Source organism: Sporolactobacillus terrae (assembly GCF_019930545.1).
GTDB lineage: Bacteria > Bacillota > Bacilli > Bacillales > Sporolactobacillaceae > Sporolactobacillus > Sporolactobacillus terrae.
On record NZ_CP082837.1, the window covers coordinates 2,900,261 to 2,925,132 of the forward strand.

Consider the following 24,872-nt stretch of genomic DNA (forward strand, 5'->3'; position numbering starts at 1 on the left):
AATGGGATTAAACGTGTACAACACGCTGACAAGGAAAAAGGAACCCTTTCATCCGATTGAAGAAGGCAAAGTGCGAATGTACGTGTGCGGACCGACGGTATACAACTATATTCATATTGGCAACGCACGCCCTGCGGTTGTTTTCGACACGGTTCGCAGGTATTTTGAGTACCGAGGGTATAAAGTGAACTATGTATCCAACTTTACCGATGTCGACGATCGGCTGATCAATGCTTCCAAAGCACGCCATCAATCGGTTCCAGAGATTGCCGAACAGTTTATCAAGGCTTACAAAGAGGACACCGGCGCGCTGAATGTGCAACCGGCAACGGTTCATCCGAGAGCAACGGAAACGATGCCGGAAATCATTGCTTTTATTAATAAACTGGTCGAATCCGGATTCGCCTATGAATCGAACGGGGATGTCTACTTTCGGACGCGTAAGTTCAAGGAATACGGCAAACTATCACATCAATCGATTGATGACCTGAAGGCGGGCGCGCGGATTCAGATTGGTGAAGACAAGGAAGATCCGCTTGATTTTGCTTTATGGAAGGCAGCGAAGCCAGGAGAAATCAAATGGAACAGCCCATGGGGCGATGGACGGCCGGGTTGGCATATCGAATGCTCAGCGATGGTTGAAAAGTATTTAGGCGACACCATCGATATTCACGCCGGCGGGACGGATTTGACGTTCCCGCATCACGAAAATGAAATTGCACAGTCCGAGTCACTGCATCATCAAACGATGGCTCATTACTGGCTGCATAACGGGCATATTCAGATTAATCATGAGAAAATGTCGAAATCGATTGGTAATGTGATTCTAGTTCATGATCTGATCAAAAAATTTGACCCGCAGGTTGTTCGCTTTTTCATTCTTACCGTCCAGTACCGACACCCGATTAACTTCAGCGATGCATTGTTAAATGACGCGGTGCAGGCCTTCGGGCGCCTTAAGACCGCCCATTACAATCTGAGTCACCGATTAAACGAGAGCGAATCAGCAGCGAATGAGACGATTGTCGAAAAGTATCGGAAACCATTTATCGAAGCGATGAACGATGACTTCAACACAGCCAATGCAATTGCGGTCCTTTTTGATGCAGCACGCGACGCGAATATTGCGCTTCAGAATGAGTCGAGTACCATTGAGGAACTGCAGGCTTATCTTCAGGTATTGACAGAGCTCCCGGCTGTGCTTGGGCTGACCCTTGCAGATGATACAGACCGTATTGTTGATCGTGATGTTGAAGCGTTGATCCAGAATCGCGAGGAAGCACGCAAAAATAGAGCGTTTGACGTCGCCGATGCCATTCGTGATCAGCTGAAAGAGGCGGGAATTATTCTTGAGGATACGCCTCAGGGTGTGCGCTGGAAACGAGGTAACGTATGAAAGTCGGCCAGAGCAAAACAGATCCGAAACAGCTCAATAGTCTTGCCCTTGCTTATATGGGCGATGCGGTGATTGAAGTATACGTTCGCAAAATGCTGATCGATGAGTCAGGAAAAACAAAACCTCATGCGCTCCACGCTCAGGCCGTCGATTATGTATCGGCAAAAGCGCAGTGCCGGTTCTTGCATGAACTGATGGATGAAGGTTTTCTTATGGATGACGAATGCAATACGGTGCGACGCGGGCGCAATGCGAAATCACATTCAGTGCCAAGAAATACGGATGTCCAAACGTATAATTTCAGTACCGGATTCGAAGCGCTGATCGGCACGTTGTTCCTGGAGGGCAAACAAGAGCGGATTGACGCGATTATGGGAAAAATGTTTGAATATCATCCGGTCGAAGGGAGCGGTCAAAATGAGTGACGAATGGATTATTGGACGTCACCCGGTTTCAGAAGCAGTTCGATCGGGTAGAGAGATAAATAAAGTATGGCTGAATAAAGAAGGACGGGGACTTGGTGATTTGCTGGATTTAATCAAATCACGCGGCATTGCCTTTCAGTTTGTCCCGAAAAAGAAACTGGATCAGCTATCGAAATCGACGCAGCATCAGGGGGTTGTCGCTTCAATTGCCGCCTACCGATATGCAGAGATTGATGACTTGTTTGCGCTGGCGAAACGTCGCGGGGAACAGCCTTTTTTCATGATGTTGGATAATGTTGAAGATCCGCATAACCTCGGATCGATTTTGCGAACGGCCGATGCCGCTGGATGTCATGGAATTATTATTCCAAAACGACGTTCCGTTGGGTTAACGTCTGTGGTGGCTAAAGCATCAACCGGAGCGATCGAATATGTACCGGTTGCGCGCGTGGCGAACCTAGCCAGCACGATCGATGCATTGAAGAAGCAAGGCGTCTGGTTTGCTGGAACGGCAGCCGATGGAAGCGAAGATTACCGTTCGGCAGATTTCACGATGCCGCTGTGTCTTGTGATCGGAAATGAAGGAGCAGGAATGTCGCAGCTTATACGCAAGAAATGCGATTTTCTGATCCGCCTTCCGATGAAGGGCAAGGTGACTTCGCTGAATGCGTCTGTTGCTGCCAGCTTGCTCATGTACGAGGTGCTTCGACGCCGCGAAAAGCAAGGATGACGTGCCATGAAAGATATTCTGATTGTCGACGGCTACAACGTTATCGGTGCCTGGACTGAGCTGAAACAACTTCAAAAGGATGACTTTGAGTGTGCACGCGATATGCTGATCGATAAGCTGTCGGAGTATCAATCGGTCACCGGATGGCAGGTCATACTGATTTTTGATGCCTATCTGCTTCCTGGTAAGGAAACAAAAACCAAGAAGTCCAAGATCGATGTCATCTACACCAAAAAGAGCGAGAAGGCCGATCAAAAGATTGAGGGGCTGATTAAAAAACTGCAAAATGTGAAGACACGTATTCATGTCGCAACCTCCGATATGGCCGAACAGTGGGCGGTTTTTTCACAAGGAGCCCTGCGAAAACCGTCACGAGAACTGATTGAGGAAATCCGCCAAATTGAGCGGCAAATAAAGAAAAGCACAAGCAATGAACGCAAAGCGTCGATCACGAAAATTTATCTTGATGAGGCGACGCGTAAAAAATTGGAACAAATGCGCAGAGGTTTTTGAAAATGATTGACGATTTTGAAAATTATAATGTATAATGTTCACACAACAAAAGGCATCTAGTGCTCGGGGGGTTTAAAGATGATTGATAATCCGGTTAAGGCAAATGTAGCTTTTGTTTCACAAAAAGACACGGAACTATTGAAAGCGATTCAAGAGGGAAATAACCAAGCCTTGGAGTATCTCATTTTTAAATATAAAAACTTTGTGCGCGCAAAAGCGAAGGCCTATTTCCTCGTTGGCGCAGATCGGGAAGACATTATTCAGGAAGGCATGATCGGTCTTTTTAAAGCGATTCGCGACTATCGCGGGGACAAGCTGGCTTCGTTTAAGGCGTTTGCAGAACTATGCATCACGCGCCAGATGATTACGGCGGTTAAGACAGCGACGCGTCAAAAGCATATTCCATTAAACTCATACATTTCGCTCGATAAACCGATTTATGATGAGGAATCGGAACGAACGCTGATGGATGTGGTGTGCGAATCAAAGATGAACAATCCCGAACAGATGCTGATTAGCCGCGAAGAGTGCGACGATATCGAAGAGAAACTGTCTCAAGTACTCAGTGACTTGGAGCGCAAAGTACTCCGGCAGTATTTGGACGGCAGAACCTATCAGGAAATTTCTGTTGACTTGAAACGCCATGTGAAGTCGATCGACAATGCGCTGCAGCGTGTGAAACGGAAATTAGAACACTGCATGCATGTGGAAGAATTCAGTATTTGAGAAGTGTCTCCGAATCGATGCGCTTGTTGACATGCTATTGTTACTTGTGATAAGTTTGGAGAGTATATGAAGAACGTCAAGAGAGGCGGTTTCACGCCTTTCTTTCTTTTACTTGCAGAAAAGTAGACATCTTCTCCGGGCAGGCGAGAGTCGGAGTGAGCGTGCCTGTCCCGGTCCCGCACCCTTAAGAATAGTTTAGAAAAGCATATCCGGGCTTATGACATGTTAGTTATCCGCATCTGGTACTGGACTTGCAAGACATATACAAAATGACGGACACCGAAATAATTTTGATAAGCGGAGGTAGCACCTATGGCGGGCATGATTAAGGGAACTGGAAAGTTTTTCCGAGACATTGTCGTTGAATCGAAAAAAGTCACTTGGCCGACAGGAAAAGAATTGTTGAAATACACGGTTACTGTAATTATTACCGTTGTTTTTCTGGCGCTCTTTTTCGTTGTTGTTGATCTTGGAATTTCTGAGCTTCTGCGCGTGATAACAAATCAATGATTGACTCTTGCGGGTAAACCGCGGGAGGCTGGTCATTTGGAGGAAGAACGATATGGAGAAGAACTGGTATGTAGTTCACACATACTCGGGTTATGAAAACAAAGTAAAAACGAACCTTGAAAAAAGGGTAGAAACAATGGGGATGACGGATAAAATTTTCCGCATCCTTGTACCGATGGAAGAAGAAACCGAAGTGAAGAACGGTCAGAAAAAGACCGCAATGAAAAAAGTATTCCCAGGCTATGTGCTGGCTGAAATGGTGATGACAGACGACTCCTGGTATGTTGTACGCAATACACCGGGCGTCACCGGGTTTGTCGGCTCAACCGGCGCTGGATCAAAACCGATTCCGCTGCTTCCCGAAGAAGTCGATGCCATTCTGAAACAGATGGGACTCAAAGAGAAGCCGGCTAATGTTGACTTTGAAATTAAAGAACAAGTCAAAGTCAAGGAAGGGCCGTTTGCCGATTTTGTCGGAAGCATTGAGAACATTGACGAAGAGAAAAGTAAGCTGAAAGTACATGTGAATATGTTTGGCCGGGAAACCCCGCTCGAATTGGATTTTGACCAAGTGTCGAAACTCGACTAAGGCTGTACTCCTTAAAATACAACCGATCAAACCTTGCAATTTATGCTTGCCGATTGTATAATCTTGATGTTTGTATGATTTTATCCAATCTCACCAAAGCAACACATGAAGTGCAAGAAGCCATAGAGGCAGTGTATGAGTGGGAGGGGCAGACCCGTACCACAAATCGTTATAGGGAGGTGCTCTCATGGCAAAGAAAGTAGTCAAGCTAGTGAAACTGCAAATTCCAGCAGGTAAAGCAAATCCGGCTCCGCCAGTTGGTCCTGCACTGGGCCAGGCGGGCGTTAACATTATGGGCTTTTGTAAGGAATTCAACGCTCGGACATCGGACCAAGCAGGTCTGATCATCCCAGTTGAAATCACCGTTTTCGAAGATCGTTCGTTTACGTTCATCACGAAAACACCGCCGGCAGCCGTTCTTCTGAAGAAGGAAACCGGCATCGAATCCGGTTCAGGCGAACCGAATACGAAAAAGGTTGCGACAATCAAACGCGACAAAGTCCGCGCGATTGCCGAACTGAAAATGCCTGATCTGAACGCGGCAGATGTTGAAGCTGCAATGCGTATGGTTGAAGGAACCGCACGCAGCATGGGCATCGTTGTCGAAGACTGATCGTGTGCCGCACGGATAAAACGTATGCTTTATCCTGTGCGTTTTGGTTTTTGGTTGGTGGGAGGTCATATGCAAACCGTTAATACCACGAAGGAGGATTTCAAATGGCTAAAAGAGGTAAAAAGTATCAAGAACAAGCTAAAGCTGTTGATCGCACAAAAGCGTACGCGATTGATGAAGCAGTCGGCTTGGTAAAGAAGATTGCTTCTGCTGGTTTCGACGAATCCGTTGATGTTGCGGTCCGTTTAGGCGTCGACACTCGGAAGAATGATCAGCAGGTTCGCGGTGCGGTGGTACTGCCGAACGGAACAGGTAAAACGCAACGCGTACTCGTTTTTGCTAAAGGTGAAAAAGCAAAGGAAGCAGAAGCTGCCGGAGCAGATTACGTTGGCGAAACAGAATACGTTGAAAAAATTAACGAAGGCTGGTTCGACTTTGATGTTGTGGTCGCAACGCCGGATATGATGGCTCAAGTTGGCCGTCTCGGACGTGTTCTCGGACCTAAAGGCCTGATGCCGAACCCGAAGACCGGTACGGTAACTTTTGATGTTGAAAAAGCAGTTAAAGAAATCAAAGCCGGTAAAGTAGAATACCGTGCACAAAAAGACGGAAACGTTCATGTGCCGATCGGTAAGGTTTCTTTTGACGATCAGAAACTGGTTGAAAACTTTAAAGTGTTGATCGAAACACTGCTCAAAGTGAAACCAGCTGCAGCAAAAGGTACGTACATGAAGAACATTGCCATTTCTTCAACGATGGGACCTGGCGTCAAAGTATCGCTTGCTTCCGTAAAATAATAACACAAATGGATGAGGATCTGAGTTGACATACTGTTTCAAACTCAGTATAATGATTCATGTTGTGAATTGAATGATTAGCCGTAGACAGCAGGGGCATAGTTTATGCTTAATGAAAACCCAGCCGAGGTTTAGCAAATTCTTGATAACTAATCGGTTTGATAGATTAAGCCCTCGACTCTTCGGATTCGAGGGCTTTTTGATAGACCTAGATTTTGGGATGATAACTGATACGGATAAATAACGAAAGAGGAGGTGCCCAAGACATGAGCAACCAAAAAATCTTGGATCAAAAGAAATTGGTCGTTGATGAAATTGCTGCAAAGCTTAAAGATAGCGTTGCAACGATTGCTGTCAATTACCGTGGCCTTTCTGTTGCTGAAGTTACTGAATTGCGCAAGCAACTGCGTGAAGCAGGCGTTGAATACAAAGTGTACAAAAATACATTTGCACGCCGCGCAACGGAAATTGCCGGCTTGACCGATCTTGATGATGCTTTGACCGGCCCGACTGCTATTTCGTTCAGCAAAGATGACGTCATTGCTCCGGCAAAAGTATTGTACAACTTTGCTAAAGAACATGAAGCACTCGAAATCAAAGCAGGTGTCATCGAAGGCAAACTGACGTCGCTAGACGAAATCAAGGCGCTGGCAGAACTGCCGTCCAGAGAAGGACTTCTCTCGATGCTGGCAAATGTTCTGCAGGCTCCAATCCGCAACTTCGCTTTGGGTGTCAAAGCCGTTGCCGAACAAAAAGAACAAGAAGCGTAAGCTGATTGACTACTACAAACCGAATTATAAGGAGGAACATATACAATGACTAAAGAAGAAATCATTGGCGCGATTAAAGAAATGTCCGTTCTCGAATTGAACGATCTTGTTAAAGCAATTGAAGATGAATTTGGTGTTACCGCAGCAGCTCAGGTTGCCGCTCCAGCAGGTGCAGCAGGTGCAGCAGCTGAAGAAAAATCTGAATTTGATGTTGTTCTGGCAGATGCTGGTTCACAAAAAATCAAGGTTATCAAAGTTGTTCGTGAAATTACTGGTCTCGGCCTGAAAGATGCAAAAGCATTAGTTGATGGTGTTCCGAAGGCTGTTAAAGAAGGCGCTGCTAAAGAAGAAGCCGAAGAACTCAAAGGCAAACTCGAAGAAGTTGGCGCAAAAGTAGAACTGAAATAAGTTCTTGAAAAGGCCCGCGCTTGCGCGGGCCTTTTCTTTTTTCACAGAAAAAGAAAAGATATGATTTTTGGTCCCGCAAAAGACAGTGCAGCAAATGCGCAGAGTCTTGCCTGTCTGAGGAGGCTCGCGGTGCGCCCGCGGCAAGCGAGCAACCGAAGCGACGATTCAGCACCGAAAAGACACGAGTCCATCACACATGGTTGGAGATTAAGGACCGGGCGCTTTTTGCTTGGTTTTTCTCACAGAATTATACAGGTTTGGTGATAAGTGTAGAGACGATCCGCGAGAACGATTCCTGTGCAGATTCAACCGCGGAAAAAGAAAAATTAACGTTAACAAGACAAGGCAGTGTATGGAAAAGATCGCATTTGCGAAACTAAATGAGTGAAGACAATGACTCGTCATTGCGGAGCGCAGCTGATTTTCAAGGGGATGATTGAGTTGACAGAACATTACTATTCAGAGCACCCTCATGTGAAAAGCAATCCTCATTCACTGAGCGCGACATTGCGTCAGCACAATTTTGTGTTTACAACCGATGCCGGTGTTTTTTCAAAAAATGCGATTGATTTTGGCTCTGCACTACTGATTGAAACGTTTTACGAACCACAAATTTCCGGGGCATTTTTGGATATGGGGTGCGGCTATGGTCCGATTGGCATTGCTTTAGCTAGGGATTTTCCCGATCGAGACGTGGTTATGGTTGATATTAACGAGCGCGCGGTTGCGCTGGCAGCAAAGAATGCCCAAGAAAATCAAGTGAATCCTGTTGTTTTGCAGAGCTCACTATTCGAAAAGGTGACGGGCGACTTTGCAGCAATTGTGACGAATCCGCCAATCCGTGCCGGAAAACAAGTTGTGCATCAAATTTTTCGCGATGCCCATTGCTTTTTGAAACATGGCGGTGAGTTATGGACCGTTATTCAAAAGAAGCAGGGAGCGCCGTCTGCACTAAAAATGCTGCAATCTTTATTTGATCGTGTAGACGTTGCGGCAAAGAAAAAAGGCTATTATATTTTGTGTGCAAGAAAAGATTGACAACATATACCCTCTGTGATATTATGTTTTAATGCTAACATGGGTAAATTTGTAGGTATAAGTATTTCCTTTTTAGGGAATGCTAATCAAATAATTTTTGAACTGCGGTAAGCTCAAGAAGTATGGTTTGCCGATTTTTTCAATATGCTTGATTTGAGGGGTGAAATAGTTGACAGGTCAACTCGTACAATACGGACGCCACCGCCAACGCAGGAGCTACGCTCGGATTAAAGAAGTGCTGGAACTCCCTAATCTTATTGAAATTCAGACCGCCTCCTATCAGTGGTTCCTCGATGAAGGAATTCGGGAAATGTTTCAAGACATTTCTCCGGTGGAAGACTTTACAGGTAATCTGATTTTGGAATTCGTCGACTATAGTTTGGGAGAACCAAAATATTCGGTTGACGAATCAAAGTCGCGCGATGTAACCTATGCTGCACCGCTTCGCGTAAAGGTGCGACTGATCAATAAAGAAACAGGCGAAGTAAAGGAACAAGAAGTATTTATGGGGGATTTCCCATTAATGACTGAAGCCGGTACCTTCATTATTAACGGGGCTGAGCGAGTCATCGTCTCCCAGCTGGTACGTTCGCCAAGTGTTTACTTTAATGACAAAGTTGACAAAAACGGAAAAAAAGGCTTTGGTGCAACGGTTATTCCAAACCGAGGCGCTTGGCTGGAATATGAAACGGATGCCAAAGATGTTGTCTATGTGAGAATTGACCGTACGCGGAAAGTCCCTGTAACGGTTCTTTTGCGTTCTCTTGGGTTTAGTACGGATCAAGAGATTATCGATCTTCTAGGTGAAGACGAATATCTGAGAAACACTTTGGAAAAAGATAACACCGACAGCACGGATAAAGCACTCGTTGAAATATACGAGCGTCTGCGTCCGGGCGAACCGCCAACCGTAGAAAATGCGAAAAGTCTTCTTGAAGCACGTTTCTTCGACCCGAAACGCTATGATCTGGCGAATGTCGGCCGCTACAAGATGAATAAGAAGCTCCACATCAAAAATAGATTGTTCAACCAGAGACTCGCACAGAAACTGGTTGATCCGGAAACGGGAGAAATTGTTGCTGATGAAGGCACACTTCTTGACCGCCGGACACTTGACCGTCTTTTGCCGACGATTGAGAAAAAGTTAGGCTTTGTTGACTATACACCGTCTGAAGGCGTTATTGCCGGTCAAACGATCCGTGTACAAAAGATCGATGTTTACTCACCTCTTGAAGAAGATAAGGGCAAGGTAGTCAGTGTAATGGGCAACTGCGAGATTGACCGATCAATCAAGCACATTACGCCTGCCGACATTCTTTCTTCAATCAACTATTTCTTTGATCTGCTTCACGGCATTGGCGATACCGATGACATTGACCACTTGGGAAATCGCCGTCTGCGTTCAGTAGGCGAATTGCTGCAGAACCAGTTTCGGATCGGTTTGTCGCGAATGGAACGTGTCATCCGTGAACGTATGTCGATTCAGGATACGAACAGCATTACGCCGCAGGCATTGATCAATATTCGCCCGGTTATTGCGTCGATCAAAGAATTCTTCGGAAGTTCACAGCTTTCACAGTTCATGGATCAGACCAACCCGCTGGCCGAACTCACCCACAAGCGCCGTCTGTCAGCGCTTGGACCTGGTGGATTGACGCGTGAACGTGCCGGCATGGAAGTCCGTGACGTTCACTATTCGCACTATGGCCGTATGTGCCCGATTGAAACGCCTGAAGGCCCAAATATCGGACTGATCAACTCGTTGTCAAGTTATGCACGTGTCAATAAATACGGGTTTATTGAAACGCCATACCGCCGTGTTGATCCAGAAACCGGAAGGGTTACCGAGCACATTGACTACTTAACCGCCGACGAAGAGGATAACTATGTTGTTGCTCAAGCAAACGCTGAGCTGAGCGATGACGGAGAATTTCTTGAAGATCATATTCTCGCCCGGTTCAGAAGTGAGAACCTGGTTGTTCATAAGGAACGCGTCGACTACATGGACGTATCGCCAAAGCAGGTGGTTTCAGTTGCATCGGCATGTATTCCTTTCCTTGCCAATGACGACTCGAACCGTGCGTTGATGGGTGCCAACATGCAGCGTCAAGCGGTTCCGCTGCTCCGTCCGCAAGCACCATTGGTCGGAACAGGTATGGAATATGTGTCCGCTCGTGATTCAGGAGCGGCAATTCGTTCGAAGTTCCGCGGCCGCGTTGAATATGTGTCTGCCCGTGTGATCAAGATTCGCACGCTAGAGAATATTGATGGACGTGACGTAGCCGGAGATGTTGTGACTTATAAACTCTCTAAATTCGAGCGTTCGAACCAAGGAATGTGCTACAACCAAAAACCGATTGTGAAAACCGGTAATGTTGTTTCCAAGGGCGAGATTATTGCTGATGGTCCTTCCATGGATATGGGCGAACTCGCATTAGGCCGCAACGTATTGGTCGGATTCATGACTTGGAACGGATATAACTATGAAGATGCCGTCATCATGAGTGAAAAACTTGTGAAAGACGATGTTTACACCTCTATTCATATTGAGGAATATGAATCTGATGCACGTGACACGAAACTCGGACCGGAAGATATTACCCGGGACATTCCGAACGTCGGCGAGGATGCACTGAAGAACCTCGATGACCGCGGTATTATTCGTGTTGGTGCGGAAGTGCGCGACGGCGACATTCTCGTCGGAAAGGTGACGCCAAAAGGGGTTACGGAACTTACAGCTGAAGAACGGCTACTCCATGCGATTTTCGGTGAAAAAGCACGCGAAGTGCGTGATACATCGCTGAAGGTACCACATGGCGGCGGCGGTATTGTGCACGATGTTAAGATCTTTACACGCGAGGCAGGCGATGAACTGCCACCAGGTGTCAATGAATTGGTTCGTGTTTATATCGTCCAGAAACGTAAAATTCATGAAGGGGACAAAATGGCCGGACGACACGGAAACAAAGGTGTCATCTCCAAAATCCTTCCTGAAGAAGATATGCCGTTTTTGCCAAACGGACGTCCGCTGGATATCATGCTTAACCCACTCGGTGTGCCTTCCCGTATGAACATCGGGCAGGTTCTTGAACTTCACCTTGGTATGGCCGCTCGCGAAATGGGCATTCACATTGCAACTCCTGTATTCGATGGTGCGCGCGAAGAAGATGTCTGGAGCACGCTCGAAGAAGCAGGACTTTCACGGGATGGCAAAACGGTGCTTTATGACGGCCGCACAGGTGACCCATTTGACAACCGCGTTTCAGTCGGCGTCATGTACATGATCAAGCTGGCCCACATGGTTGACGATAAGCTGCACGCGCGTTCAACTGGACCGTACTCTCTGGTTACACAGCAGCCGCTCGGTGGTAAAGCACAATTCGGTGGCCAGAGATTTGGTGAAATGGAAGTTTGGGCGCTGGAAGCATACGGCGCCGCACACACCCTTCAAGAAATTCTGACGGTGAAGTCAGATGATGTTGTCGGACGTGTAAAAACCTACGAATCCATTGTCAAAGGCGACAACGTTCCCGAACCGGGTGTCCCTGAATCGTTCAAGGTGCTCATTAAAGAACTGCAAAGTCTTGGTATGGATGTTAAGGTGCTCGACGGTGATCACTCGGAAATCGTAATCAAAGAGCTTGAAGACGAAGAAGAGTCGCTGGACGACAATCTCAATGTGCAAGTTTAATGAATCAACCTCTTAATAGAATCCGTTCGGTACAAAGGAAACGGCTAGAACGGCTTTTCCTTGGCGTGCCTGAATGCTTTTCTAATACAACAGCTCGGTGAACAAAAGCGATGGCACTTTTTGCCAAACACTGAAAATATAAGGGAGGTTGCCCCCTTGCTGGATGTCAATAAATTTGAATTTATGAAGATTGGTTTAGCTTCACCTGATAAGATCAGGTCTTGGTCCCACGGCGAAGTAAAAAAACCTGAGACCATCAACTATCGGACATTGAAACCGGAAAAGGACGGTTTGTTCTGCGAACGCATTTTCGGACCGACCAAAGACTGGGAATGCCATTGCGGCAAATACAAACGTGTCCGTTATAAGGGCGTCGTTTGCGACCGCTGCGGCGTTGAAGTTACCCGGGCTAAAGTCCGCAGAGAGCGCATGGGACATATTGAACTTGCTGCTCCGGTTTCCCATATCTGGTATTTTAAAGGGATTCCAAGCCGCATGGGCCTTTTGCTGGATATGTCGCCAAGAGCTTTGGAAGAAGTCATCTACTTTGCATCGTACGTGGTGACCGAACCGGGTGACACACCGCTTGAGAAAAAACAACTGCTCTCTGAAAAAGAATACCGTGCGTATCGCGAAAAATACGGCAATACTTTTAAAGCGGGCATGGGTGCGGAATCCATTAAAAAACTCTTGCAAGATGTTGATTTGGATAAAGAATCCGATGAACTGCAAGAAGAATTGAAAACGGTCCAAGGTCAGAGAAGAACGCGTGCTGTCAAACGACTCGAAGTCATTGAAGCATTCCGTGAATCCGGCAATGAACCCTCCTGGATGATCCTAGACGTACTGCCGGTTATTCCTCCGGAACTGCGCCCGATGGTCCAATTGGACGGCGGACGTTTCGCAACGTCCGACTTGAACGACTTGTATCGAAGAGTCATCAACCGCAACAACCGTCTGAAACGTCTTCTTGAACTTGGTGCGCCGAGCATCATTGTTCAGAACGAGAAGCGGATGTTGCAGGAAGCGGTTGACTCACTGATCGACAATGGTCGCCGCGGTCGACCGGTTACCGGACCAGGCAACCGGCCGCTGAAGTCTCTTTCTCACATGCTGAAAGGGAAACAGGGACGTTTTCGTCAGAACCTGCTTGGCAAACGTGTCGACTACTCTGGCCGATCCGTTATTGCCGTAGGTCCGTCGTTGCAGATGTATCAATGCGGTCTCCCAAAAGAAATGGCTTTGGAATTGTTCAAACCGTTTGTGATGAAAGAATTGGTGAGCCGCGGGATTGCCAACAACATTAAGAGTGCAAAACGTAAGGTGGAAAAAATTCATCCGGACGTATGGGGTGTGCTCGAAGACGTCATTAAAGAACACCCGGTTCTGCTGAACCGTGCGCCTACGCTGCACCGTTTGGGCATTCAAGCATTCGAACCGAGAATTGTTGAAGGACGCGCGATTCGTCTGCATCCACTTGTATGTACCGCTTATAACGCGGACTTCGACGGTGACCAGATGGCTGTTCACGTTCCGCTTTCCGCAGAAGCGCAAGCTGAAGCACGTCTGTTGATGCTTGGTGCTCAAAACATCCTGAACCCTAAGGACGGAAAGCCGATCGTTACGCCTTCACAGGATATGGTGCTTGGAAACTATTACCTGACGCTGGAACGGAAAGGTGCCCGCGGTGAAGGTAAGGTATTCAAGAACAGTGATGAAGCGATGCTTGCTTATTATAATGGCTATGTACACCTGCACTCTCGGATTGCCATTCCGGCTGCGTCAACGCATAATCCGACGTTTACGGAAGAACAGAATAAGCAGTACTTGCTGACTACACCGGGCAAATTGATCTTTAACCATGTACTTCCGCCGGCGTTCCCGTATATTAATGAGCCGACCGATAAAAACTTGCAAGTTGCGACTCCGGACAAGTATTTTGTTCCAATGGGAACGGATCTTCCTAAGGAGATCGCATCACGCGATGAAATTCTGCCATTTAAAAAAGGCTATCTCGGTCATATCATTGCGGAAGTTTTCAAGAAATATAAAGTAACCGAGACTTCTAAATTCCTTGATCGTCTCAAAGCACTCGGCTTCCAGTATTCGACTAAAGCAGGCATTACAGTCGGTGTATCCGACGTTATTGTGCTTCCGGAAAAGCAAGAAATTCTGAATACAGCCGAAGAGAATGTAGAAAAAGTAACGAAACAGTTCCGTCGCGGCTTGATTACCGAAGACGAGCGATATGAACGCATTGTCGGCATTTGGAGCGGTGCAAAAGATACCATCCAATCCAAGCTGATGGATTCCTTGGTTAAGACGAACCCGATCTTTATGATGAGTGACTCCGGTGCCCGTGGTAACGCATCGAACTTTACTCAGCTTGCCGGTATGCGTGGTTTGATGGCCGATCCATCCGGTCGAATCATCGAACTGCCGATTATCTCAAGTTTCCGTGAAGGTCTGACCGTGCTGGAATACTTCATCTCCACTCACGGCGCACGTAAAGGACTTGCCGATACCGCGCTTAAGACGGCGAACTCAGGTTATCTGACCCGTCGTTTGGTTGATGTTGCCCAGGATGTTATCGTCAGAGAGGACGACTGTGGTACGGATCGCGGCATCGTTGTTCATGCGATTCGTGAAGGTACAGAAGAAATTGAGAACCTCTATGATCGTCTGGTCGGACGTACGGCGAACCAGACCGTATATCACCCGGACACCGATGAGGTACTGGTTAACAAAAATGAGTTAATTGATGAAGAAACGGCTACCAAGATCGTTCAAGCCGGAATCACTGAAGTTGAAATCCGCACGGTGTTTACCTGTGAAACCCGTCATGGTGTCTGCAAGAAGTGTTATGGCCGCAACTTGGCTACCGGTTCAGAAGTTGAAGTCGGCGAGTCCGTTGGTATTATTGCCGCTCAATCGATTGGTGAACCAGGTACCCAGCTGACCATGCGTACCTTCCATACCGGTGGTGTTGCCGGAGACGATATCACGCAAGGTCTCCCGCGTATCCAAGAATTGTTTGAAGCCCGCAACCCTAAAGGGCAAGCTACAATTTCGGAAATTGATGGAACCGTTACGTCAGTTACCGAGCTGAAGGACAAACGCGAAGTTATTGTTAAAGGTGCGCTGGAAACACGTACCTACACGGTGCCACTCAGTGCGCGTATGAAAGTTGCTGAGGGCAACGAGGTTAAGGCAGGTCAGGCCTTGATCGGTGGATCCATTGATCCAAAAGAACTGCTCCACATCGTCGGACTGCAAGGCGTACAAAATTATCTGCTCCGGGAAGTTCAGAAAGTATACCGGATGCAGGGTGTTGAAATCGGCGATAAGCACGTCGAGGTCATGGTGCGTCAGATGATGCGCAAAATTCGCGTTATTGACAGTGGTGATACTTCCGTATTACCAGGTGCTCTTGTCGATATTCATCGCTTTAAGGAAGAAAACCGGGATGTTCTGCTGCATCGTAAACTTCCAGCAACCGGACATCCGGTGCTGCTCGGAATTACGAAAGCAGCGCTTGAAACCGACTCCTTCCTGTCTGCCGCTTCCTTCCAGGAAACGACGCGCGTGCTGACTGATGCAGCGATTAAGGGCAAGATTGATGAATTGCTCGGTCTGAAGGAAAATGTAATTATCGGTAAACTGATTCCGGCAGGAACAGGAATGCCGAAGTATCGCAATGTTGTCGTAGAGACGACAGACGGTCAGACAACCACTGCAGACCCTGCAGCAGAACCAGCCGGCGCATTGATTAACCAAGAAAGTTGATTCATGCATTGACAATAGTCAACTGCCGGTGCTATTATATCTGAGTGTTCTTTTTACCCTGGTTACTTTGGAGGATATATTGTCATGTCTTATGAAAAAGTGACGCAATCGAAGAACGATGTGATTATTGGCACGAAACAGGCGATTAAAGCATTAAAAGAGAACCGAGTTGAAGAGGTTATTATTGCTGAAGACGCCGATTTACGTGTAACCAATAAAGTACTGACACTTGCGGAAGAATTGAAGGTGCCTGTAAGTACAGTGGCCTCAATGAAGAAATTAGGTCAGGCCTGCGGCATTGAAGTCGGGGCATCGGCTGTTGCGATAAAAAAATGATGTTTTTGCAGGGGAAACCTTGCAAAAACAATTTTTTGCGCGAGAAAAGAACCGCCTGGATCAGTGGATTTAGAAATTTTGAAAGGAGGAACAGGTAAATGCCTACAATCAACCAATTAATTCGTCACGGACGCAAATCAAAGATTAAGAAGTCTACGGCACCTGCATTGAACAGAGGCTACAACAGTTTCAAAAAATCATTGACGGATGATTTTGCTCCACAAAAGAGAGGCGTGTGCACCCGTGTTGGCACAATGACACCGAAGAAGCCTAACTCTGCGCTTCGTAAATATGCGCGTGTTCGTTTGTCAAACAACATCGAAGTCAATGCTTACATTCCGGGAATCGGACACAACCTTCAAGAACACAGCGTTGTATTGATTCGCGGTGGACGTGTGAAGGACCTTCCTGGTGTGCGTTATCATATTATCCGCGGTGCTTTGGATACGGCGAGCGTTACGGACCGTAAGCAAGGCCGCTCGAAATACGGCGCAAAGAAGCCTAAGGCTTGATTATAAAACTAACTGGGAGGAGGAATTAATATGCCTAGAAAAGGCCCTGTCGAAAGACGCGATGTACTGCCGGATCCACTGTATAATTCCAAATTGGTCACTCGTTTGATCAACCGAATTATGCAAGATGGAAAAAAGGGAAAGGCACAAACCATTCTCTATCAGGCATTTGATTTAATTAAAGAACGGACCAATCAAGAACCAATGGAAGTTTTCGAACAAGCGTTGAAAAACGTTATGCCTGTATTGGAAGTAAAGGCACGCCGTGTCGGCGGTTCAAACTACCAGGTGCCAGTAGAAGTTCGTCCGGAACGCCGGACGACACTTGGACTTCGCTACTTAGTTAATTACTCACGCCTTCGCGGTGAAACGACGATGGTTGAACGATTAGCTAATGAAATCATTGATGCATCGAACAATACGGGTGCGTCGGTTAAGAAACGCGAAGACATGCACAAGATGGCTGAAGCAAACAAAGCATTTGCTCACTATCGCTGGTAATAAAACAATAGATCAAAGGAAGGAGAGAAAACCATGGCAAGGGAATTCTCCTTGGAAAAGACGCGTAATATTGGTATCATGGCCCACATTGATGCCGGCAAGACGACAACAACCGAGCGTATTCTCTTCTATTCAGGCCGTATTCATAAAATTGGTGAGACCCATGAAGGGGCCTCACAAATGGACTGGATGGAACAGGAAAAGGAACGCGGAATCACGATTACTTCCGCTGCAACGACGGCTCAATGGAAAGACCATCGAATTAACATTATCGATACCCCAGGGCACGTGGACTTCACGGTTGAAGTAGAACGTTCACTCCGTGTTCTTGACGGTGCGGTAACGGTTCTTGATGCGCAGTCCGGTGTTGAACCGCAAACGGAAACCGTTTGGCGTCAAGCGACTACCTATCATGTACCAAGAATTGTATTTGTTAACAAGATGGATAAAATCGGTGCCGATTTCCTCTATTCTTGCAAAACACTGCATGAACGTCTCCAAGCCAATGCCCATCCGATTCAGCTGCCAATGGGTGCTGAAGATAATTATCTGGGCGAAATTGACTTGGTTACGATGCAGGCTTACATTTACGAAGACGACCTTGGATCAATTGTTGATGCGGAAGAGATTCCGGATGAATACAAAGAGCAGGCCGAAGAATACCATGAAAAACTCATTGAAGCCGTTGCCGACGTTGATGATGCACTCATGGAAAAATATCTCAATGGCGATGAAATCTCCGTTGAGGAATTGAAAGCCGCTATTCGTAAAGCAACCTGTGATGTTAAATTCTATCCGGTACTTTGCGGGACAGCTTTCAAAAACAAAGGGGTACAGCATGTACTGGATGCTGCCATCGATTACCTGCCTTCACCGCTGGACGTGCCGCCAATTAAAGGTAACGTTCCGGATACAGATGAAGAAGAAACACGTCCGGCAGACGATAAGGGACCGTTCGCAGCGCTGGCATTTAAAGTTATGACCGATCCGTTCGTTGGTAAGCTGACTTTCTTCCGTGTTTACTCAGGATCAATCGAAGCTGGTTCTTATGTACAGAACTCAACGAAGGACAATCGTGAGCGTATGGGACGTATCCTTCAGATGCACGCCAACCACCGAAGCGAAATCAAAGAAGTCTTCTCCGGCGATATCGCTGCTGCAGTTGGTTTGAAGAATACGACAACGGGTGATACACTGTGCGATGGTGATCATCCAATCGTACTTGAATCGATGGAATTCCCTGATCCGGTTATCCACGTTGCCATCGAACCAAAGTCGAAAGCAGACCAAGATAAGATGGGCATTGCGCTGTCAAAACTGGCTGAAGAAGATCCGACTTTCAAGACGCATACGGATGAAGAAACCGGTCAAACCATCATTGGTGGTATGGGCGAGCTTCACCTCGATATTATCGTTGACCGTCTGCGCCGTGAGTTTAAAGTGGATGCGAACGTAGGTAACCCTCAGGTTGCTTATCGCGAAACATTTACGAAAGCAGGCAAGGCGGAAGGTAAGTTCATCCGCCAGTCTGGTGGTCGTGGTCAATACGGTCACGTTTGGATCGAATTCGAACCTCAAAAAGAGGGCGAAGGCTTTACATTCGAGAACAAGATTGTCGGCGGTGTTGTTCCGCGTGAATATGTTCCTGCAGTTGAAGCAGGTTTGAGAGATGCATTGCAAAACGGTCTGCTGGCCGGTTACCCGCTCATCGATGTGAAAGCAGCGCTTGTTGACGGATCTTACCACGATGTCGATTCCAGTGAAATGGCGTTCAAGGTTGCCGCTTCAATGGCACTGAAGGCAGCGAAGAATGTCTGCGCGCCGGTGATCCTTGAACCGATCATGAAAGTGGAAGTCAGCATGCCGGAAGAATATTTGGGAGATATTATGGGTGATATCACCAGTCGCCGCGGTCGTGTGGACGGTATGGAAGCACGCCAAGGTGTTCAAGTTGTCAGTGCCCATGTTCCTCTTGCAGAAATGTTCGGCTATGCAACAAACCTGCGTTCATCAACGCAGGGACGCGGTACCTTTACGATGCAATTCGACCATTATGAAGAAGTGCCGAAGAGCGTCAGTGAAGACATTATTAAGAAGGCAACCGGCGAAGCTTGATTTTCATTTCCGCTTGCTAAATGAATTGTCACACCCCATGTTTTATTGTAAGCTAGGGAAGATGGCGGCCTAAGCTTGCCAACTTTCTTACTGCATATAAATTAAACTTTCTATTGAATTAAAGGAGGATTACTAATCCATGGCTAAAGAACATTATGAACGCACAAAACCCCATGTTAACATTGGTACAATTGGTCACGTTGACCACGGTAAAACAACCCTGACAGCTGCCATTACAACGGTATTGTCTAAAACAGGTCAAGCTCAGGCTCGAGCTTACGATTCCATTGACGGTGCTCCGGAAGAACGTGAACGCGGGATCACAATTTCAACGGCTCACGTTGAATATGAAACAGATACTCGTCACTATGCACACGTTGACTGCCCAGGACACGCCGACTATGTCAAGAACATGATCACCGGTGCTGCCCAAATGGACGGTGCAATCCTCGTTGTATCCGCAGTTGACGGTCCGATGCCGCAAACGCGTGAACACATTCTGCTTGCACACCAAGTAGGTGTTCCTGCAATCGTTGTCTTCTTGAACAAAACCGACCAAGTTGACGACCCTGAACTTCTTGAACTCGTAGAAATGGAAGTTCGCGACCTGCTTAGCGAATATGACTACCCAGGCGACGATGTTCCGGTTATCAGCGGTTCTGCTTTGAAAGCATTGCAAGGCGATGCTGAAGAAGAACAACACATTCTCGACCTGATGAAGGCTGTTGACGAATACATCCCGACTCCAGTTCGTGATACTGAAAAACCATTCATGATGCCTGTCGAAGACGTATTCTCAATCACAGGTCGTGGTACCGTAGCAACTGGCCGTGTTGAACGTGGTACGGTTAAAATCGGTGACGAAGTTGAAATTCTTGGTCTGACTGATGCACCTAAGAAATCAACGGTTACCGGCGTTGAAATGTTCCGTAAAACGCTTGACTTCGCAGAAGCCGGCGACAACATCGGTGCATTGCTTCGTGGTGTTGACCGCGAAGGCATCGAACGTGGTCAAGTTTTGATTAAACCAGGTACTGTAACTGCTCACAAAACGTTCAAAGCTCAAGTATACGTTCTGAAAAAAGAAGAAGGTGGACGTCATACGCCGTTCTTCAGCAACTATCGTCCGCAATTCTACTTCAGAACAACAGACGTTACCGGTACCATTACTCTTCCAGAAGGAACTGAAATGGTAATGCCTGGCGACAACGTAGAAATGGACGTTGAACTGCTTGCTCCGATCGCTATCGAACAAGGGACGAAATTCTCTATTCGTGAAGGCGGCCGTACAGTAGGCGCTGGTTCCGTATCTGAAATCATTGAATGATTTCAACCTTATAAAGAAAGGGTCCTCTTCGGAGGGCTCTTTTTTTGTTTCAGGAAAAGTGTGCGGCTTTTGTCCAAGCAAAAGACCGTGTATCAACGCGCAGATGCTCTGGCGCCTGCGGGAACAGCGTGCCAGCGAGCAACCGAAGCGATGATTCAGCACCGAAAAGACACGAATCCATCACACATGTATGAAGAAACTTTCCTAAAGGAACTTTCGCTAAGTGCGCATACGTCCTGTATGCAACGCGAAAGTCACCGCATCCTGCGGAAGTAAGGACCGGGTGCTTTTTGCCCGGTTTTTCTTATATTATAAAGAAGCAAAAACTTACGACAGCTAGCCTAAGCTACACAAAACGGAAGTATTGTTTCATTGATTCAAAATTTTATGCATGGAATTGAAGAATTATTTGATCTTTCGCTTGAAAGTCTTTATAATGTAACAGTCACTGAAAAAAGGTGATCGTTCGTCTTGCTTTACGCCTAGTCTTTAGGTATAATAGTGAAGTTGGTTTTTTGGCAATGATGCGGAAGGTTGCAGATACACCCGGCTCCTTTGCCAAGGCGGGCGGTCTGGAAATTTTCGTGGAGCAAGTCTGTTTTTCAAAAATGGACGAAAGAAGGAGGGAATACAATGGCAAAGCAAAAGATTCGCATTCGTTTAAAAGCGTATGATCATCGCATTTTAGATCAGTCCGCTGAAAAAATCGTGGAAACGGCAAAACGTTCAGGTGCAAAGGTATCCGGACCGATTCCGCTTCCTACAGAAAAATCGATTTATACGATTCTGCGTGCGGTCCACAAATACAAGGATTCACGCGAACAATTCGAAATGCGTACACACAAACGCTTGGTTGATATCGTTGAGCCTACACCTCAAACCGTAGATTCGCTCATGCGATTGGATCTGCCTTCAGGTGTCGACATTGAAATTAAATTATAATTTATTTTGAACAATAGGAGGTGTTACGGATGAGCAAAGGAATCTTGGGCAAGAAAATCGGCATGACTCAGATTTTTGCTGAGAACGGCGATGTGATTCCCGTTACAGTTGTAGACGTATCCGGCAACGTTGTTCTTCAAAAGAAGACGGTTGAAACGGACGGCTATGAAGCTGTGCAGCTCGGATTTGATAACGCGAAAGTTTCTCGAGTTACCAAACCGGCAAAGGGTCACGCTGAAAAAGCGAAAGCTGAACCTAAGCGCTTCATTAAAGAAATCCGTAATGTAAATTTAGATGATTACGAGGTAGGCAAAGCAGTTACTGCCGACACATTCCAGACTGGCGAAGCAATTGACGTAACTGGAACTTCAAAGGGGAAAGGTTATCAAGGCCCAATCAAGCGCAACAACCAATCTCGCGGACCTATGGCACACGGTTCTCGTTACCATCGTCGTCCTGGTTCCATGGGCGTTATTGATCCGGCACGCGTCTTCAAAGGCAAGAAGCTGGCCGGCCGCATGGGCGGAGAAACGGTTACTGTTGAAAATCTCGTCGTCGCTAAAGTTGACCCGGAACGCCAATTGATCCTCATCAGCGGCAATGTACCGGGCGCAAAAAAAAGCTATATCGTGATAAAATCTGCTTTGAAAGCAAAAGAAGCTAAATAAGAAAGGAGGATGCTTCCATGCCAAAATTAACTGTATTTGATCAGAAAGGCGCAGAAGTCGGAGCTGTAGAACTGGCAGACGCTGTATTCGGCATTCAACCAAACGAACATGTCATTTATCAAGCGGTTGTCATGCAACAAGCTTCACTTCGCCAAGGAACACATGCTGTAAAAAATCGTTCTGCAGTTCGCGGCGGCGGTCGCAAGCCGTGGAAACAAAAAGGAACGGGCCGTGCTCGTCAAGGCTCCATTCGTTCCCCGCAATGGGTTGGCGGTGGTACGGTATTCGGACCAACACCACGCAGCTACTCTTACAAACTGCCTAAGAAGGTCCGCAGATTGGCGATCAGATCGGTACTGTCGGACAAAGCAGGAGAAAACAATCTGATTGTACTCGATGCACTGAAGATTGAAGCTCCTAAAACAAAAGAAATTACTGCTTTGCTAAGCAACCTCTCCGTTGCAGAAAAAGCATTAATTGTCACGAATGATATTGATGAAACAGCTGTTTTATCATCCCGCAATCTTCCAGGTGTAAAGGTGCTCGCTGCAAATGAGGTCAATGTACTTGACGTCATTGCACATGACAAACTGATTGTCACCAAGGATGCTGCGGCAAAGCTTGAGGAGGTGCTTGGATAATGAAGGATCCTCGCGATATTATAAAGCGCCCCGTGCTGACTGAACGTACAACGGATCAGATGGCTGACAAGAAATACACATTTGACGTTGATGTTAAGGCAAATAAGTCTGAAATCAAACGTGCTGTGGAAGCGATCTTTGACGTGGAAGTCGTTAAAGTCAATACGTTGAACGTAAAAGGCAAGCCGAAACGTTATGGCCGCTATGAAGGCTATACAAATAAGCGCAAGAAAGCTGTTGTCACTTTGACACCGGAAAGCAAAGAGCTCAACTTCTTTGACGGTGAATGAGGAATTCTAAAGAAGGAGGTTATTGATCATGCCAATTAAGAAGTATAAACCGACATCCAATGGTCGCCGTAACATGACTTCATTGGATTTCGCAGAAATCACAACGGATCAGCCGGAAAAATCATTGCTGAAGTCTCTGCCGAAAAAAGCAGGACGCAACAACCAAGGCCGTTTGACTGTTCGTCACCAAGGCGGCGGTCACAAACGTAAATACCGTATCATTGACTTTAAACGTACTAAGGATGGCGTGCCGGGTAAGGTTGCGACGATCGAATATGATCCAAACCGTACTGCAAACATTGCGTTGGTTCACTACGCAGATGGCGAAAAACGCTATATTCTCGCACCAAAGGGCATTAAAGTAGGTACCGAGATTATGTCTGGTGTGGAAGCCGATATCAAGGTTGGAAATGCTCTTCCACTGAAGAACATTCCAGTTGGTACGACGATTCATAATATTGAATTGAGACCAGGAAAAGGCGGACAGCTTGTACGTTCTGCAGGAACTTCTGCTCAGATTCTTGGTAAAGAAGGCAAATACGTGCTGATCCGCCTTGTATCCGGCGAAGTGCGTATGATCCTTGAAACTTGCCGTGCAACCATCGGTCAGGTTGGAAACTTGGAACATGAACTTGTGTCAGTCGGTAAAGCCGGCCGCTCCCGCTGGAAAGGCATTCGGCCTACGGTCCGCGGTTCTGTAATGAACCCGAACGATCACCCGCATGGTGGTGGTGAAGGTAAAGCACCGGTCGGACGCAAGTCGCCAATGTCGCCTTGGGGCAAACCAACGATGGGTTACAAGACGCGTAAGAAGAAGAATACGTCGGAACAATTCATCATTCGTCACCGCAAGAAGAAATAATTGTTTTTGGATAGATATTTTATTTTGGAAGGAGGCCTACTCGTGAGCCGAAGCCTAAAAAAAGGACCTTTTATTGATGATCACTTGATGAACAAAGTCGTTGCTTTGAACGAAAAGGACGAAAAAAGAGTCATTAAAACGTGGTCCCGCAGATCAACCATCTTCCCTGAATTCATTGGACATACCATTGCCGTATATGACGGACGCAAGCATGTGCCGGTGTACGTTACGGAAGACATGGTTGGACATAAACTAGGAGAATTTGCTCCGACGAGAACGTACCGCGGACACATTTCTTCCGATAAGAAAACGAGTGCACGCTAACGAAAGGAGGAACTATGATGCAAGCAAAAGCTGTCGCTAAACAAATTCGTATTGCTCCTCGTAAGGCGCGTCTTGTTATTGATCTTATCAGGGGCAAAGATATCGGCTATGCATTGGCTGTACTGAAAAACACTCAGAGAGCCGCTTCGCCGATCATTGAAAAAGTTTTGAAATCCGCTATTGCCAATGCGGAACATAACTATGATCTTGATGCTGAAACATTGTTTGTTGAAAAGGCATTTGTTGATGAAGGTGCAACGATGAAACGTTTCCGCCCGCGCGCACAAGGCCGTGCAAGCAGAATCAACAAACGGACCAGCCACATTACAATTATCGTATCGGAAAAGAAGGAGGGATAACGC

Annotated in this window: 26 protein-coding genes and 1 other annotated feature; all 26 genes read left to right on the forward strand. The window is 46.8% G+C overall.

Annotated elements, in window-relative coordinates:
- Position 1: 1 nt before the first annotated feature.
- The 26 genes from cysS (at position 2) to rplV (ending at position 24,869) form a co-directional block, all read left to right on the forward strand.
- Entirely contained in the window at positions 2 to 1,396 is a 1,395-nt protein-coding gene (gene cysS, locus K7399_RS13825) for a cysteine--tRNA ligase (protein ID WP_028977320.1), read from the forward strand.
- A complete protein-coding gene (locus K7399_RS13830) occupies positions 1,393 to 1,821 on the forward strand; it encodes a Mini-ribonuclease 3 (RefSeq protein ID WP_028977321.1) in 429 nt (142 codons plus the stop codon). Before cysS ends, K7399_RS13830 begins: the two co-directional genes overlap by 4 nt.
- Positions 1,814 to 2,551, forward strand: a complete 738-nt coding sequence (rlmB, locus tag K7399_RS13835; RefSeq protein ID WP_028977322.1) for a 23S rRNA (guanosine(2251)-2'-O)-methyltransferase RlmB — start codon at positions 1,814 to 1,816, stop codon at positions 2,549 to 2,551. The genes K7399_RS13830 and rlmB overlap by 8 nt, the downstream gene beginning before the upstream one ends.
- Before the next feature lie 6 nt (positions 2,552 to 2,557).
- The gene (locus K7399_RS13840; protein WP_028977323.1) at positions 2,558 to 3,064 is read left to right on the forward strand and encodes an NYN domain-containing protein; all 507 of its coding nucleotides are present in this window, start codon (positions 2,558 to 2,560) and stop codon (positions 3,062 to 3,064) included.
- 78 nt (positions 3,065 to 3,142) lie between these two features.
- Positions 3,143 to 3,790, forward strand: a complete 648-nt coding sequence (gene sigH, locus K7399_RS13845; RefSeq protein ID WP_028977324.1) for an RNA polymerase sporulation sigma factor SigH — start codon at positions 3,143 to 3,145, stop codon at positions 3,788 to 3,790.
- A gap of 312 nt (positions 3,791 to 4,102) precedes the next feature.
- On the forward strand, positions 4,103 to 4,300 hold the full coding sequence (gene secE, locus K7399_RS13850; protein ID WP_028977325.1) for a preprotein translocase subunit SecE: 198 nt from the start codon (positions 4,103 to 4,105) through the stop codon (positions 4,298 to 4,300).
- A 52-nt stretch (positions 4,301 to 4,352) separates the two neighbouring features.
- A complete protein-coding gene (nusG, locus tag K7399_RS13855) occupies positions 4,353 to 4,889 on the forward strand; it encodes a transcription termination/antitermination protein NusG (RefSeq protein ID WP_028977326.1) in 537 nt (178 codons plus the stop codon).
- A gap of 187 nt (positions 4,890 to 5,076) precedes the next feature.
- A complete protein-coding gene (gene rplK, locus K7399_RS13860) occupies positions 5,077 to 5,502 on the forward strand; it encodes a 50S ribosomal protein L11 (protein ID WP_028977327.1) in 426 nt (141 codons plus the stop codon).
- 104 nt (positions 5,503 to 5,606) lie between these two features.
- Positions 5,607 to 6,299, forward strand: coding sequence for a 50S ribosomal protein L1 (gene rplA / locus K7399_RS13865; protein WP_028977328.1), 693 nt, complete (start codon positions 5,607 to 5,609; stop codon positions 6,297 to 6,299).
- A gap of 63 nt (positions 6,300 to 6,362) precedes the next feature.
- Positions 6,363 to 6,510 (forward strand) — a sequence feature (ribosomal protein L10 leader region).
- A 55-nt stretch (positions 6,511 to 6,565) separates the two neighbouring features.
- Positions 6,566 to 7,069 (forward strand): 50S ribosomal protein L10, encoded by a 504-nt coding sequence (gene rplJ, locus K7399_RS13870; protein WP_028977329.1) that lies wholly within the window; start codon positions 6,566 to 6,568, stop codon positions 7,067 to 7,069.
- A 45-nt stretch (positions 7,070 to 7,114) separates the two neighbouring features.
- Positions 7,115 to 7,477 carry a 50S ribosomal protein L7/L12 gene (gene rplL / locus K7399_RS13875; RefSeq protein WP_028977330.1) on the forward strand — a complete coding sequence of 121 codons (363 nt, stop codon included), beginning with the start codon at positions 7,115 to 7,117 and terminating at the stop codon, positions 7,475 to 7,477.
- Between the two features lie 441 nt (positions 7,478 to 7,918).
- A complete protein-coding gene (locus K7399_RS13880; protein WP_028977332.1) occupies positions 7,919 to 8,515 on the forward strand; it encodes a class I SAM-dependent methyltransferase in 597 nt (198 codons plus the stop codon).
- Between the two features lie 169 nt (positions 8,516 to 8,684).
- Positions 8,685 to 12,206 carry a DNA-directed RNA polymerase subunit beta gene (gene rpoB / locus K7399_RS13885; RefSeq protein WP_028977333.1) on the forward strand — a complete coding sequence of 1,174 codons (3,522 nt, stop codon included), beginning with the start codon at positions 8,685 to 8,687 and terminating at the stop codon, positions 12,204 to 12,206.
- Positions 12,207 to 12,362: 156 nt separating this feature from the next.
- The gene (rpoC, locus tag K7399_RS13890; protein WP_028977334.1) at positions 12,363 to 15,992 is read left to right on the forward strand and encodes a DNA-directed RNA polymerase subunit beta'; all 3,630 of its coding nucleotides are present in this window, start codon (positions 12,363 to 12,365) and stop codon (positions 15,990 to 15,992) included.
- Between the two features lie 84 nt (positions 15,993 to 16,076).
- Positions 16,077 to 16,328: a 50S ribosomal protein L7ae-like protein gene (locus tag K7399_RS13895; protein ID WP_028977335.1), complete on the forward strand. Its 252-nt coding sequence runs from the start codon at positions 16,077 to 16,079 to the stop codon at positions 16,326 to 16,328.
- 98 nt (positions 16,329 to 16,426) lie between these two features.
- Positions 16,427 to 16,840 carry a 30S ribosomal protein S12 gene (rpsL, locus tag K7399_RS13900; protein WP_010026426.1) on the forward strand — a complete coding sequence of 138 codons (414 nt, stop codon included), beginning with the start codon at positions 16,427 to 16,429 and terminating at the stop codon, positions 16,838 to 16,840.
- A gap of 30 nt (positions 16,841 to 16,870) precedes the next feature.
- Positions 16,871 to 17,341: a 30S ribosomal protein S7 gene (gene rpsG, locus K7399_RS13905; RefSeq protein ID WP_028977336.1), complete on the forward strand. Its 471-nt coding sequence runs from the start codon at positions 16,871 to 16,873 to the stop codon at positions 17,339 to 17,341.
- 33 nt (positions 17,342 to 17,374) lie between these two features.
- Positions 17,375 to 19,456, forward strand: a complete 2,082-nt coding sequence (gene fusA, locus K7399_RS13910) for an elongation factor G (RefSeq protein WP_028977337.1) — start codon at positions 17,375 to 17,377, stop codon at positions 19,454 to 19,456.
- A gap of 139 nt (positions 19,457 to 19,595) precedes the next feature.
- Positions 19,596 to 20,783 (forward strand): elongation factor Tu, encoded by a 1,188-nt coding sequence (gene tuf, locus K7399_RS13915; protein WP_028977338.1) that lies wholly within the window; start codon positions 19,596 to 19,598, stop codon positions 20,781 to 20,783.
- Between the two features lie 633 nt (positions 20,784 to 21,416).
- Entirely contained in the window at positions 21,417 to 21,725 is a 309-nt protein-coding gene (gene rpsJ / locus K7399_RS13920) for a 30S ribosomal protein S10 (protein ID WP_010024543.1), read from the forward strand.
- Between the two features lie 29 nt (positions 21,726 to 21,754).
- On the forward strand, positions 21,755 to 22,393 hold the full coding sequence (rplC, locus tag K7399_RS13925; protein ID WP_028977340.1) for a 50S ribosomal protein L3: 639 nt from the start codon (positions 21,755 to 21,757) through the stop codon (positions 22,391 to 22,393).
- Positions 22,394 to 22,410: 17 nt separating this feature from the next.
- Complete coding sequence (rplD, locus tag K7399_RS13930) at positions 22,411 to 23,034, forward strand: 50S ribosomal protein L4 (protein WP_028977341.1); 624 nt, start codon at positions 22,411 to 22,413, stop codon at positions 23,032 to 23,034.
- Entirely contained in the window at positions 23,034 to 23,324 is a 291-nt protein-coding gene (rplW, locus tag K7399_RS13935) for a 50S ribosomal protein L23 (RefSeq protein WP_028977342.1), read from the forward strand. The genes rplD and rplW overlap by 1 nt, the downstream gene beginning before the upstream one ends.
- A 28-nt stretch (positions 23,325 to 23,352) precedes the next feature.
- The gene (gene rplB / locus K7399_RS13940) at positions 23,353 to 24,186 is read left to right on the forward strand and encodes a 50S ribosomal protein L2 (RefSeq protein WP_028977343.1); all 834 of its coding nucleotides are present in this window, start codon (positions 23,353 to 23,355) and stop codon (positions 24,184 to 24,186) included.
- A gap of 42 nt (positions 24,187 to 24,228) precedes the next feature.
- Entirely contained in the window at positions 24,229 to 24,510 is a 282-nt protein-coding gene (rpsS, locus tag K7399_RS13945; RefSeq protein WP_010024550.1) for a 30S ribosomal protein S19, read from the forward strand.
- 17 nt (positions 24,511 to 24,527) lie between these two features.
- Positions 24,528 to 24,869, forward strand: coding sequence for a 50S ribosomal protein L22 (gene rplV, locus K7399_RS13950; RefSeq protein ID WP_010024551.1), 342 nt, complete (start codon positions 24,528 to 24,530; stop codon positions 24,867 to 24,869).
- Positions 24,870 to 24,872: the final 3 nt, after the last annotated feature.

Bases quoted from the DNA above. Each gene is read 5' to 3' on its own strand.
- cysS (WP_028977320.1), top strand. From the start codon at position 2: ATGGGATTAAACGTGTACAACACGCTGACAAGGAAAAAGGAACCCTTT.
- K7399_RS13830 (WP_028977321.1), top strand. From the start codon at position 1,393: ATGAAAGTCGGCCAGAGCAAAACAGATCCGAAACAGCTCAATAGTCTT.
- rlmB (WP_028977322.1), top strand. From the start codon at position 1,814: ATGAGTGACGAATGGATTATTGGACGTCACCCGGTTTCAGAAGCAGTT.
- K7399_RS13840 (WP_028977323.1), top strand. From the start codon at position 2,558: ATGAAAGATATTCTGATTGTCGACGGCTACAACGTTATCGGTGCCTGG.
- sigH (WP_028977324.1), top strand. From the start codon at position 3,143: ATGATTGATAATCCGGTTAAGGCAAATGTAGCTTTTGTTTCACAAAAA.
- secE (WP_028977325.1), top strand. From the start codon at position 4,103: ATGGCGGGCATGATTAAGGGAACTGGAAAGTTTTTCCGAGACATTGTC.
- nusG (WP_028977326.1), top strand. From the start codon at position 4,353: ATGGAGAAGAACTGGTATGTAGTTCACACATACTCGGGTTATGAAAAC.
- rplK (WP_028977327.1), top strand. From the start codon at position 5,077: ATGGCAAAGAAAGTAGTCAAGCTAGTGAAACTGCAAATTCCAGCAGGT.
- rplA (WP_028977328.1), top strand. From the start codon at position 5,607: ATGGCTAAAAGAGGTAAAAAGTATCAAGAACAAGCTAAAGCTGTTGAT.
- rplJ (WP_028977329.1), top strand. From the start codon at position 6,566: ATGAGCAACCAAAAAATCTTGGATCAAAAGAAATTGGTCGTTGATGAA.
- rplL (WP_028977330.1), top strand. From the start codon at position 7,115: ATGACTAAAGAAGAAATCATTGGCGCGATTAAAGAAATGTCCGTTCTC.
- K7399_RS13895 (WP_028977335.1), top strand. From the start codon at position 16,077: ATGTCTTATGAAAAAGTGACGCAATCGAAGAACGATGTGATTATTGGC.
- rpsL (WP_010026426.1), top strand. From the start codon at position 16,427: ATGCCTACAATCAACCAATTAATTCGTCACGGACGCAAATCAAAGATT.
- rpsG (WP_028977336.1), top strand. From the start codon at position 16,871: ATGCCTAGAAAAGGCCCTGTCGAAAGACGCGATGTACTGCCGGATCCA.
- fusA (WP_028977337.1), top strand. From the start codon at position 17,375: ATGGCAAGGGAATTCTCCTTGGAAAAGACGCGTAATATTGGTATCATG.
- tuf (WP_028977338.1), top strand. From the start codon at position 19,596: ATGGCTAAAGAACATTATGAACGCACAAAACCCCATGTTAACATTGGT.
- rpsJ (WP_010024543.1), top strand. From the start codon at position 21,417: ATGGCAAAGCAAAAGATTCGCATTCGTTTAAAAGCGTATGATCATCGC.
- rplC (WP_028977340.1), top strand. From the start codon at position 21,755: ATGAGCAAAGGAATCTTGGGCAAGAAAATCGGCATGACTCAGATTTTT.
- rplD (WP_028977341.1), top strand. From the start codon at position 22,411: ATGCCAAAATTAACTGTATTTGATCAGAAAGGCGCAGAAGTCGGAGCT.
- rplW (WP_028977342.1), top strand. From the start codon at position 23,034: ATGAAGGATCCTCGCGATATTATAAAGCGCCCCGTGCTGACTGAACGT.
- rplB (WP_028977343.1), top strand. From the start codon at position 23,353: ATGCCAATTAAGAAGTATAAACCGACATCCAATGGTCGCCGTAACATG.
- rplV (WP_010024551.1), top strand. From the start codon at position 24,528: ATGCAAGCAAAAGCTGTCGCTAAACAAATTCGTATTGCTCCTCGTAAG.